This is a genomic window from Streptomyces sp. BR123 (genome assembly GCF_013401435.1).
In the GTDB taxonomy this organism is placed as follows: Bacteria; Actinomycetota; Actinomycetes; order Streptomycetales; family Streptomycetaceae; genus Streptomyces.
The window spans coordinates 1-10798 of sequence record NZ_JACBGN010000244.1 but is presented as its reverse complement, the minus strand read 5'-3'; the positions used below and the strand labels follow the sequence as shown (position 1 = coordinate 10798).

7 protein-coding genes and 1 pseudogene are annotated in these 10798 nt (G+C 75.0%); 5 read left to right on the top strand and 3 right to left on the bottom strand.

Annotated features, from left to right (window positions below):
* The first annotated feature begins 196 nt into the window (after positions 1-196).
* Both HYE82_RS28100 and HYE82_RS28095 read left to right on the top strand, forming a co-directional pair.
* Entirely contained in the window at positions 197-3115 is a 2919-nt protein-coding gene (locus HYE82_RS28100) for a HAMP domain-containing protein (RefSeq protein WP_306439644.1), read from the top strand.
* A 12-nt stretch (positions 3116-3127) separates the two neighbouring features.
* The gene (locus HYE82_RS28095) at positions 3128-5458 is read left to right on the top strand and encodes a PP2C family protein-serine/threonine phosphatase (protein WP_179176971.1); all 2331 of its coding nucleotides are present in this window, start codon (positions 3128-3130) and stop codon (positions 5456-5458) included.
* 28 nt (positions 5459-5486) lie between these two features.
* On the opposite strand, the gene HYE82_RS28090 is transcribed toward HYE82_RS28095, so the two are convergent.
* The gene (locus tag HYE82_RS28090; RefSeq protein ID WP_179176970.1) at positions 5487-5981 is read right to left on the bottom strand and encodes an STAS domain-containing protein; all 495 of its coding nucleotides are present in this window, start codon (positions 5979-5981) and stop codon (positions 5487-5489) included.
* A gap of 619 nt (positions 5982-6600) precedes the next feature.
* On the opposite strand from HYE82_RS28090, the gene HYE82_RS28085 reads away from it, so the two are divergent.
* The 3 genes and pseudogenes from HYE82_RS28085 (at position 6601) to HYE82_RS28075 (ending at position 8761) form a co-directional block, all read left to right on the top strand.
* Positions 6601-7437, top strand: coding sequence for a dienelactone hydrolase family protein (locus HYE82_RS28085; RefSeq protein ID WP_179176969.1), 837 nt, complete (start codon positions 6601-6603; stop codon positions 7435-7437).
* A 305-nt stretch (positions 7438-7742) separates the two neighbouring features.
* A pseudogene (locus HYE82_RS28080) lies at positions 7743-8060 on the top strand (nucleoside/nucleotide kinase family protein); the annotation flags it as partial.
* A 158-nt stretch (positions 8061-8218) separates the two neighbouring features.
* On the top strand, positions 8219-8761 hold the full coding sequence (locus HYE82_RS28075) for a hypothetical protein (RefSeq protein WP_179176968.1): 543 nt from the start codon (positions 8219-8221) through the stop codon (positions 8759-8761).
* Between the two features lie 69 nt (positions 8762-8830).
* Here the strand turns inward: HYE82_RS28075 and HYE82_RS28070 are convergent, their stop codons facing one another.
* Positions 8831-9883, bottom strand: coding sequence for a GNAT family N-acetyltransferase (locus HYE82_RS28070; RefSeq protein WP_179176967.1), 1053 nt, complete (start codon positions 9881-9883; stop codon positions 8831-8833).
* 361 nt (positions 9884-10244) lie between these two features.
* A partial coding sequence (locus tag HYE82_RS28065) for a hypothetical protein (protein ID WP_179176966.1) occupies positions 10245-10798 on the bottom strand: 554 nt, incomplete at its 5' end.

The following is a 10798-nucleotide window of genomic DNA, read 5'->3' as shown; positions in this document are numbered from 1 at the left end:
CCACCCGCCCGCACAGCGGCTTCGTCCTCCGCCTCGCCCCCGCCCCGGCGGACGCCTCCGCCGGGGCGGCCTCCCGGCCCGGCGCCTGAGCGGCCGTCCACCGGCCGGAGCGGGGCGGGAGCGGAAGGAGACCGGAGGAGACCGGTTGCCGGGGCGCGTGCAACAGTGGAATCGACGGCACGGCATGGGTGTACACATGGACGAGACCGACCGGACACTCGAACAACTGCTCGCGGGGCTGACCGCCGTACGCGACGGCAACCTCGACACGCGCCTGCCCGAGGACGTGGGCGGCCTGCCCGGCAAGATCGCGGTCGTCTACAACGGGATGGTGGCGCAGCTCTCCCTCGTGACCACCGAGGTCACCCGGGTCGCCGAGGAGGTCGGCCGCCAGGGGCTGCTCGGCGGCCAGGCCCGGGTGCCTCCCGTCGGCGGTGTGTGGCGGGAACTGACCGCCGGCGTGAACAGCATGGCCGACAACCTGACCTCGCAGGTCCGCAACATCTCCCAGGTGGCCACGGCCGTCGCCCGCGGCGACCTGACGCAGAAGATCCCGGTCGACGCCCGCGGGGAGATCCTGGAGCTGATGAAGACCATCAACACCATGGTCGAGCGGCTGTCCGCGTTCGCCGAGGAGGTCACCCGGGTCGCCCGCGAGGTGGGCACGGACGGCAAGCTGGGCGGCCAGGCCACCGTGCACGGCGTCTCCGGCACCTGGAAGGACCTCACGGAGAACGTGAACTCGATGGCGGACAACCTGACCAACCAGGTCCGCAACATCGCCCAGGTCACCACGGCCGTCGCCCGCGGCGACCTCACCCGCAAGATCGACGTGGACGCCCGCGGGGAGATCCTCGCGCTGAAGACGACCATCAACACCATGGTCGACCAGCTCGGCTCGTTCGCCGCCGAGGTCACCCGCGTGGCCCGGGAGGTGGGCAGCGAGGGACGGCTCGGCGGGCAGGCCGAGGTCGCGGACGTCTCCGGCACCTGGCGGCGGCTCACCGAGAACGTCAACGAGCTGGCGGGCAACCTGACCCGCCAGGTCCGTGCGATCGCCGAGGTCACCAGCGCCGTGGCCCACGGGGACCTGACCCGGACGGTGGCCGTCGACGCCCCCGGTGAGGTCGGGGAGCTGAAGGACAACATCAACGCCATGGTCGAGTCGCTGCGCGCCACCACCCGCGCCAACGAGGAGAAGGACTGGCTGAAGACCAACCTCGCCCGGGTCTCCGGCGGCATCCAGGGGCGGCGCAGCCTGCCCACGGTGGCCGAGCTGGTCATGCGCGAGGTGCCCCCGCTGGTGCGCGCCCAGTACGGCTGCTTCTTCCTCACCCAGGAAGGGCCCGACGGGCCCGAGCTCGTCGCCATCGCCTCGTACGGGCTGCCGGACGACCCGGCGGACGGTGTGCGGCGGGTGCGCGTCGGCCGGTCCCTGGTGGGCCAGGCCGCCGCCGATGGCCGCACCCTCGTCGTGGAGGACCTGCCCCCCGGGTACGCACGGATCGCCAGCGGTACCGGGTCCGCTGACCCGTCCACGCTGATCGTGCTGCCCATCGTGGTGGAGGGGCAGGTCCTCGGCGCGCTGGAACTCGCCGCCGTCCAGCCGTTCGCGCCCCTGCACCGCGATTTCCTGGACCAGTTCACGGAGCTGCTCGGGGCCATCGTCGGCGCCCTCGTCGCCAACGCCCGGACCGACGAGCTGCTGGGGCGGTCGCAGCAGCTGACCGCCGAACTCAGTGCCCGATCCCAGGAGTTGCAAGCCCGCCAGCGGGAACTGCAGGACAGCAACGCGGAGCTGAAGGAGAAGGCGGCCCTGCTGGCCGACCGGAACCGGGACATCGAGCGGAAGAACCTGCAGATCGAGCAGGCCCGCCAGGAGCTGGAGGAGCGGGCCCGGCAGCTGGCCCAGGCCTCCCTGTACAAGTCGGAGTTCCTGGCCAACATGAGCCACGAGCTGCGCACCCCGCTCAACAGCCTGCTCATCCTCGCCCAGCTGCTCGCCCAGAACGGCGAGGGCAACCTGACCGACAAGCAGGTGGACTACGCGACCGTCATCCACTCCGCCGGCTCGGACCTGCTGCAGCTCATCAACGACATCCTGGACCTGTCGAAGGTCGAGGCGGGCCGTATGGACGTGCACCGCGAACCCGTCTCCATCCAGCGCGTCCTGGACTACGCCGACGCCACCTTCCGGCCCGTCGCCGACGAGCGGGGCCTGGAGTTCGGCGTCAGCGCGGCGCCGCGGGCCGGGGCCGGGCTGGTCACCGACGAGAGCCGACTGCGCCAGGTGCTGCGCAACCTGCTCGCGAACGCCCTGAAGTTCACCGAGGAGGGCAGCGTCTCGCTCCGCGTCGAGCCGGCCACCGAGGCGGAGACCCCCGCCGAGATCGGCGGCGCCGGCACCGTGCTGGCGTTCCGCGTCTCCGACACCGGCATCGGCATCCCCGCCGACCGGCTGGAGTCCGTCTTCGGGGCGTTCCAGCAGGGCCACAGCGGCACCGCCCGCGCGTACGGCGGCACCGGGCTCGGCCTTTCCATCAGCCGCGAGGTGGCCCGCCTCCTCGGCGGGACCATCACCGTCGAGAGCCAGGTCGGCGAGGGCAGCTGCTTCACGCTCTACCTGCCGGAACGCGCAGGCGGCCGGGCGGAGAAGCCGAGGGCCGAGGCCGACAGGAGCGATGCGGGAGCGCGCGCGGCCCCGACCGGCGGCGGGTACGGGCCGGAGGACCTGAGGGACCGGACCGTCCTCGTCGTCGACGACGACCACCGCAACGTCTACGCCCTCACCGAGACCCTGAAGTCCGCCGGACTGCAGGTGCTCACGGCCGACAACGGCACGGACGGCATCCGGCTGCTCGCCGACCACCCCGAAGTGGACCTCGTGATCATGGACCTGATGATGGCCGGCCTCGACGGGTACGCGGCCACCCGCGCCATCCGCGGCATGGCCGGGCACGCACACGTACCCGTCGTCGTGGTCACGGCCAAAGCCATGCCCGACGACCGGTCGGAGGCCATGGCCGCCGGCGCCTCCGACTACCTGACCAAGCCGGTGGACCCGGACCTGCTGCTCACCACCGTGCGCACCTGGCTGGGCACGGCCGGGTCCTGATCGGGAGCGGGGATGGGCGTACCCGAGAGCGAACTGGCCTCGGCCGTCGCGGAGCTCACGGCCGAGCTCGCCGCCCTGCGCGCGGACCGGGCCCGGCGACGCCTGCTCGACCTGGCCTCGGGGGTACTGGCCGCGCAGCTCGGCCTGGCCCCGGCCGAGGCGGGCGACCACCTGCTGCGCATGGCCTCGTCCTCCTCGCTGAACGTCGTCGACCTGGCGGCGGACATCGTCAACGCGGCCTCCGGAACGCCGCCGGGCGGCTCCGCCCCGGAGGAGGTGGCCGCCGGTGCCGCGCGAGCAGCCGCCGCCGGCATCGCGGACCCCGGCGCACCTCCGGCGGTACAGGCCCGGCGGACCCGGCGCGGCATCGCCGCGGCGCTCACTGCCGACACCGCCTCCGAGGCCGCGGAGAGCCTGATGGAGGACGGTCTGCACCGCCTGGGCGTGGAGGCCCTCTACCTGTGGCGGCGGACCCCGACCGACTGCCTGGAGCTCTCGGGCCGGGCCGGGGCCGATCCCCAGGAGGCCTCGCACTGGCGGTGGGTCCCGCCCGAGACCGACGGCCCGCTGCACCGGGCGCTGGCGGGCGGACGCGCCCTGTGGTTCCCCGAGGGGCCGGGCGGGGCGGGGCCACTGCCCGGCCCGCGGGCCGACGCGGCGCGGGCGGTGCTGCCGCTGGAGCACGGGGGCAGGGTGGTGGGGCTGGCGCTGGTCGTCTGGCCCGCCCCGGCCGTCCTCGACGCGGAGGTACGGGCGTCCGTGGAGGCCCTGTGCCAGCCGTCCGGTCTGGTCCTGGACCAGGTCGGCGACGCCGCGGACGTGACGCCGGCGCAGCTGGCGGCCGTACTGGCGCAGCTCGACCATCCCGCGATCGTGGTCAGGCTCGCCGCCGCCGACGACCGGTCCCCCGGGGGCGTCAGGGCCCCGCACACCGTCGACCACCTCAACCCGGCCGCCCTGCGCGAGCGGGAGCTCCCGCCCGGTGCGGCCGGGCGGCCCGTCGCCCAGCTGTATCCCGGCCTCCACCAGGAGCTGGTCGGCCTGGTCGCCCAGGCCTGCGCGGCCGGCGCCCCGCAGTACGCAGCCGCCCTGCCCGCGCCCCCGGAGGGCGTCTCCGACCTGTCAGCGACCACCGGGCCGGCCATGGCCGAGGTCCGGGTGCTGCCGCTGGGCGGCGGGCGCGCGGCCGTGCTGTGGCGTGCGGGGGTCCGGCTCGGCCCGCTGATCGCGCGTGCCCTGGAGCGGCTGGAGCGGCTGGCCGCCTTCGAGGACGACGCCGTGGGCGGATCCCGGTGGAGCCCGTCGGTGTACCCGATCTTCGGACTCGGTCCGGACGAGCCGCCCGTGCCGCTCCGGGAACTCGGCACCCGGCTGCACCAGGACGACACGGGCAGCCTGGACGAGCTGCTGGCCTCGCTCGCCGACCGGCACACCGGCGGCCAGGCGCTGGTACGGGTGTACCGCCCGGACGGCGGCGTGCGGCACGTCCGGATCTCCGCCGAACCCGTCCTCGCGGGCGCGGCCCTGGTCGGTGTCACCGGGGTCTACCAGGACGTCTCCGCCCAGCACCACACCGAGCTCGCGCTCAGCGCCACTTTCGACCGGCTCTCCGCGGCCCAGGCCGACGCGCTCGTCCGCAACCAGGTGGTGCTCCGGCTCCAGCAGACCATCGTCCCCGAGACCTCGGGCCTGCAGGCCGCGGCCGGGCTGGAGGTCGCGGCCCGCTACCGGCCCGCCGTCGTGGAGTACCGGGTCGGCGGCGACTGGTACGACGTGTTCCAGCTGCCCGGCGGACAGGTGCTCGTCACCGTCGGGGACATCGCGGGGCACGGCATCGGCGCGGCGACGGCGATGGTCACGCTGCGCGGGGCCCTGCACGGGCTGGCGTTCACCGGCGGCACCCCGGGGACGCTGATGGGCTGGCTCAACGAGGTCGCCTCGGGTACGCCGCACCAGCCGACCGCGACCGCGGTGTGCGCCCTGTTCGACCCCTCGGACCGCTCGCTGTGCTGGGCCGGTGCCGGGCACCCGCCGCCGCTGCTCCTGCGCGGCGGACGGGCCCGCTTCCTGGAGGGCCCGCCGAACGTGCTGCTGGGGGCGCTGCCGGGGGCCGCGTACGAGGAGACCACCAGCGGTCTGCGGGCCGGTGACACGCTGATGCTGTACACGGACGGGCTGGTGGAACGGCGACACACCGGGCTGGACGAGAGCCTGGCCGCCCTGCTGGAGGCGGCGGAGCGGCTCGGCGCGGGCGGCGTGGAGGAGCTGGCGGACCGGCTGCTGGGGTCGGTCAGCGGGGACACGGACGACGACACCTGCCTGGTGGTCGTGCACGTCTCCTGACCGGCGGGAGGGGTACGGGTCCTGCGGCTCACGGCTCGGGCTGTGAGGCCCCTGCGGGCTCTGCGCGGTCGCCGGGGTTGCCGGGGGCGCTGGGGCCGCTGCCGCGGCCGTCGCCACCCCGGCCCTCGCCGCCGGACGGCAGGGCCGCGGAGAGGTCCGGGTGGATGGCGAAGACCCCGTCCGCGCCGGTGAGACGCAGCATCCGCGCCACCTGCCGGCCGAGCGAGGCCAGCTCCACGCTGCCTCCGGCCGCCTCGGCCGCGAGCCTGGCCCGCAGCAGCATGTTCAGGCCGGTGGAGTCGCAGAAGGACAGTCCCCCGCAGTCGACGATCAGCCGTACCGGGCCGCCGGCCGCGAGTGCGGCGTCCAGTGCCGCGCGCAGCGGCTCGGCCGTGTCGTGGTCGAGTTCTCCGGACAGCAGGAGGACGACTGCGCCGGACATCGGCCTGACCTCGACCGCGAACTGGTTGCCGGAGCCGTCGCCGTGCGCTCGCTCCTGGCTTCCGGCCGCTGTCGACACCATGGCAAGCCTCCTGCGGAATTCGGCCCCCGACGTCCCCGGTCCATTCGGCCCCTACCCGGTCCGTCCCGCCACATGCCTCGGGATGCGGGCGGGCGGGCGCCGGGCGCCCGTACGGGCGAATTCGCGCCGCTCGGGCCCACCCGGCCCCGGTACCGGCGCGCCGACCGCCGCGCCGACGGAGGCGTCCGGGGGTTTCCGGCCCCTCGGGGCCGCCGGGGGCTCCAGGGACCGGCCCCGCACTGCCCCTGGCCGGGCTCGCCGGCACCTGGGTGCGCCACCGCCGACCGGTGCCGGTGGTGTGGCGCTCGCTCGTGGGAGCCGGGGCGGCTGCGGGGCCGCCCTTGCAGCGCCTGGACCGGCGGCCGGCCTGGGAACCTCGCCCCGAACCGGTCGGTGCGGCCGGCCCTCGCCGACGGGCGGGCGGCGACGCCGGCCGGACGCTTCGGACGGGCGCTGCCGGGTACGGACCGGAAGCGGTCCGAAGCGGCCGTGGAGACGCGGCTGCGGACGATCGCCGATGCCGTCCCGACGCCCGGCGCGAGGTGGCGGCGACGGCCGGAGCGGGGATACTGCCGACGGCACGCAACCCCCACCGCACGCCTTCCCCTGAGAGGTCACGATGAGCGCAGCCGCCGCGCCCGTATCCACCCTGGACGGATGGCGCCGGGAGCAGTTCTCCTGGCGCGGCATCACCCACGACTGCTTCGAGCGGGGCGAGGGACCCGGCGTCGTCCTGATGCCGGAACTGCCCGGGATCACGCCGGAAGTGCTGGGCCTCGCACAGCACTTGGTCGACAGCGGGTTCACGGTCGTCATGCCGTCGCTGTTCGGCAGCCCGGGCACGCCGTCCGTATCCGCCGGATCGTTCGCGGCCGTCGCACGGGCCTGTGTCTCCCGGGAGTTCCTCGCCTTCGCCACCAACGCCCGGCGGCCCGTGACCGAATGGCTGCGGGCGCTGGCCCGCAGCCTCGACGCGCGGACGCCGGGGACGGGCGTCGGGGTCATCGGGCTGTGCTTCACGGGCGGGTTCGCCCTGGCGGTGGCCGTGGACGACGCGGTGCTCGCCGCCGTGATGGGCCAGCCCTCGCTGCCCCTCCCGGTCACCGCGGCTCACCGCGCGGACCCGGGCCTGTCGGAGGAGGAGCTGGGTGACGTCACCCGGCGCATGCGGGACGACGGGCTGTGCGTCCTCGGCATGCGGTTCACCGCAGACCCGCTGGTTCCCGGGCAGCGCTTCGAGACCCTGCGCCGCCGGCTCGGTGACGCCTTCGAGTACATCGAGCTCGACTCCCGGCCCGGCAACACCGGCGGCTTCGGCAGGAGCGCCCACTCGGTGCTGACCCGCGAGGTGCGCGAGGCGCCCGGACACCCCGCCCTGGCCGTCCGCGAGCGGACGGTGGCGTTCCTGCGGCGCCGGCTGGTCCCGGCGCCGACGGCCGAGCCGGAAGCCGTCTGAACGGCGGCCGACAGGTTCCGCGCGGCGTTCACGTCCGGTCGTGGGTCGTGCCGCGGCCGCACGTTCACGTGCGGCCGCGAAGCGGCGTGCTCCCGACGAGCATGCCGCACGCCGCTCCCGTACCACCGGGCCTCGTACTCCGGCATGGTCCAGAACCCGGCCCGTGCCGCGTCGCTGATCGCGCGCGCCGGGCTCCGGCTCCTGACCGACCGGGTGCGCACGGTCAGGTCCTCGGTCGCTTCGATCACCGTGCGCGGTTCGAGGAGGATGAGCGGATGGACACGGCAGAAGTGGAAGGGCGGGCCCACGCGCCCTCTTTCGACCGTGCGCTGGAGGAGCCGGTGGCCGGGAGCGTCCCGGTCGGGCCGGGCGTGCCGCTGGTGATCACCGAGGGGAACTACCTGCTGTACGAGGCGGGTCCGTGGGCGGCGGTGCGTCCGCTCCTGGACGAGGCGTGGTTCCTGGCCCCGGACGACGGGCTGCGGGTGCGGCGGCTGGTCGACCGGCATGTGCGCCACGGCAGGGCGCGGCCGTACGCGCGCGAGTGGGTCGCCTGCTCCGACGAGGCGAACGCCCGCCTGATCGCGCCGGGGCGGTCCCGCGCCGATCTCGTGGTGGAGTGAGGCGGCCGTACCGGTGGTGAAGTTCCGGCTGCGGACGGTGAGTTGTCCGACGCGGCCGCGTGCCGTCCGCTTGTTGTCGGGGGGACGTGGCAGACTCCGTCCTTGATCACGGGGGCGTCGGGCCCGCGTGTGTTCGACATGCGGATCTTGGGAGAGTAGTGCGCAAGGCGAAGTGGGCGGCCGCGGCTGCCGGTGTGGTGCTGTTGGTCGCGGGCTGTGGCAGCAAGGGCGGTACGGACCAGGGCAAGGGCGCCGACGCGCCCACGTCCGGTTCCTCGGCTCCGGCTTCCTCGCCGGCGGCGGGCAAGGATTCGGGCGGGGCTCTGGATGCCGCGGCGGTGAAGAAGGAAATCGACGCCGCGGCCACGGGGGCCGGCTACGCGGAGAAGCCGGGGGACGACGTCCCTGCGAACCTCAAGTCCTGCATGGTGTCATGGGTCGCGGACGCCAAGAAGGCCACCGACTCGAAGAAGTCCTACGACGACACGGTCGCCGCCCTGGCCAAGGGCGGGTGGAAGGAGTCCCGGACCTTCGACCAGCAGGGATCGGTCATCAAGTCACTGGACAAGAGCGGCTGGACCGTGAAGGCGAGCCACGCGGGCAAGGCCGGGGCACTGCTGGTGGTCCAGTTCGTCGCCACGGACAACGGCCCCACGTGCGCGAAGGCCTTCCAGGAAGACCTGGCCAAGAACAAGCAGTAACGGACCGGGTCGAACGGCTGCCGCCGGGTCCCCGCAACGGGCGTGCGGGGACTCCGGTGGCCCGGCGGATCAGGCGGCGGTGTCGGTCTCGGGTTCGTCGGTCCAGGTGAAGGAGTCGATGAGCCAGGTCCCGGAGGCGGTGCCGAAGCGGAAGGTCTTGCGGCCCCAGGCGGAGAAGGGGACACCGTCCCGCACGCCCCACTTGAAGTACTGCCCCGAGCGGGTCGCGCGCCCGTCCGCCACCAGGGTCGTGGCGGCGACCTCGGCCTCGGTGAAGTCGGTCAGCCCAGGCCCGTTGAGCAGTGCCTCGCGGGGCGCGAGGAAGGCGTCCACGTCCATGCGGTCGACGGTGCCGTCCTCGGCCACCCGCTCGATCACCGCATCGGGTGCGAGCACCGCGCGGGCGGCGTCCAGGGCCACGGGGCCTCCCCCGACGCGGGTGAACGCCGCGTAGAACGCCGCGACGAGTGCGTCTACGGCCTTCTCGTCGGCCGACTGCGGCCTGCCCCCGCGCCATTCGGCGGCGAGGACCGCGAACTGCGAGGTGCTCTGCCAGGCCCCCTTCCGGTGGACGTCGTCGCGTGCGACGGCCTCGTGGCGCATGCCGACGCGGCGCATCAGGGCCGCCGAGGCCGTGTTCTGCACCGCGCACACGCCGAAGACGCGGTGCCATCCGAAGGTGTCGAAGGCCAGGCCGAGGGCGGCCGTGACGGCCTCCGTGGGGATCCCGGTGCCGTGCACGTCGGGATGGAAGGCGAAGCCGACCTCGCCGGTCAGCGGAGCCCGCCCGTCCCGCTTGAGCAGGACCTCGCCGACGACCCGCCCGGTCCCGGTCTCGACGGCGAGGCCGAGCCGGTCGCCGGGCTCCGCGAGCGCCTCGCCGGCCAGCATCCGTTCCAGGGCCCGCTGCGTGGCCTCGCGCGTGTGCGGCTCGTGCGGGAGGTACCGCGCGACCTCGGGAAGGGACCGGTGGGCGTGGATCGCGTCGAGGTCCCCGGCCCGTACGGGGCGCAGGGCGAGCCGCCCGGTCCGAACGGGATAGTCGGGCCGGCCCGGCGCCCGGTCGGTGACGGCGCTCGGGTCGTTCAGGTCGTGGTCGTTCGGGAGGTTCGGGCTGGTCATCTGGCTCCCCTCGTGCGCATGCCCGCATCCTGCCCGATGGGGGCGGGAGGGGATACGGGTGAGGGAAGGTCAGTCGGGCGGTTCCTGCGGCCGCGGTTCCCGGGCGGGCTCCGACGGGCCCGCGGGTGGACCGGGCTCTTCCGGCGGCGCGTCGGAAGGCGGCAGGTCGGGGGACTTCGGCGGGTCGGACGAGGGCGGGGAGCCCGGCGGCCGGGGCGGGACCTCCGGGACGTCCGGGTCCTGGCCCGGGTCCGGCGGAGCGGGATGCGAGTTCATGACGGCACTCCAAAGCGGCGGAACCAACCACGGCCCGCGCCTGCCCCGGCACCCGCGGGGCAAACCGCCTCCGGCGGGCGGACGCTCAGGCGTCCCGGTCCCCCCGGGGCTGCCGGCTCGCGGCGATCACCGTCGCGACCGCGAGGAGCACCGCGGTGCTCAGGGCGGATCCCCACGGCGAGGTGCGGCCCTCGGCCTCCGGTGCCACGCGCCGCCGCGGATCGTGGGCGACGCGGACCTCACTGCCCACGGGGGCGGCGCGCCGGTCGTCCTTGAGCTCGGACGGGTATCCGCCGGGGCAGTCCAGCGTGTGGCGGTGGACGGTCTTCGGCCCGGGGGCGCCCTCGCCGTAGGACTGCTGGACGGTGCTCTCGACGGCGCGGACGACGCAGAGGGCGACCTCGCTGCGCGCTGCCACCCGGTCGGCGGCGGCCACGGCCGCCAGGAGCGCCAGGGCCAGCGCGACGGCCCCGAAGAACCCGCGGGTGCCTGCGACGGCCGTCCAGTACACCGCGCAGAGCAGGGCGATCAGGGTGCCTCCGCCCGCCAGGGCGATGCCGGCGGACGGCGCGGAGGCGCCGGTGAAGCACCAGTGGGCCCAACCGTAGACGGCGCCCGCGGCGAGCAGCGGCCCCGCGG